At 75.7% G+C, this 695-nt stretch carries 1 protein-coding gene; it reads right to left on the bottom strand.

The annotated features are described in order from the left end of the window. On the bottom strand, nt 1-566 hold a 566-nt coding region (locus tag PV341_RS45220), incomplete at its 3' end, for a helix-turn-helix transcriptional regulator (RefSeq protein ID WP_500361077.1). Between the last annotated feature and the right edge of the window lie 129 nt (nt 567-695).

Raw genomic sequence — 695 nt, 5'->3', positions numbered from 1 at the left:
CAGGAGCGGTGGGTTTTGCTGTTGTTTTGGTTGTCCGGCGGGGGGGGGAGGGCGGCGGCCAGCCCGTCCAGGAGGGTGGGGGAGTGCCAGCCGGGGAGGTGGCTGGCGTAGCGCAGCCGGCCGGTGCTGGGGTCGAAGGCGCCGGGGGTGCCGACGACGATCCGGTGCAGGTCGGTGCGGTGCAGCCCGGCCGCCTTCACCGCGCCGTCGACGGCCTGGACGACCTGCTCGACGGCGCCGCCCTGGGCGCGCCGGCCGCGGCCGGGGGCGGCGAGCTCGAACACGCCGGTCACCCGGCCGGTGATGTCGGCGACGGCGGCACGGATGCGCTCGGTCGTCACGTCGAGGCCGGCGACGTGCGCGGCCGCGGGGTTGACCGCGTACAGCTGGGCGTTGGGCCCCGGGCGCCCGGCCGTCGTGCCGGTTGCGAGGACCAGCCCGGCCGCTTCGAGACGGGCGAGCAGCTGGGAGGCGGTGGGCTTCGACAGGCCGGTGAGCTTGCCGATCCGGGTACGGGAGAGCGGGCCGTGTTCGATGAGCAGGTCGAGCGCGGCGCGGTCGTTCATCGCCCGCAGTACGCGCGGTGTGCCGGGGGTACCAGGTGTGCCTGGGCTTCCGGGGGTACCGGCCACGGTCTCGTCCTCCCTCGTCGTGACGGCTCGCGCCGCAGGCTACGGCACGGGGCTGATGGGCTG

The sequence above is a fragment of the Streptomyces sp. PA03-1a genome, from assembly GCF_033792805.1.
GTDB lineage: Bacteria > Actinomycetota > Actinomycetes > Streptomycetales > Streptomycetaceae > Actinacidiphila.
Note: the sequence above shows the minus strand (reverse complement) of the source record. Positions and strands in the feature narration are given on the sequence as shown.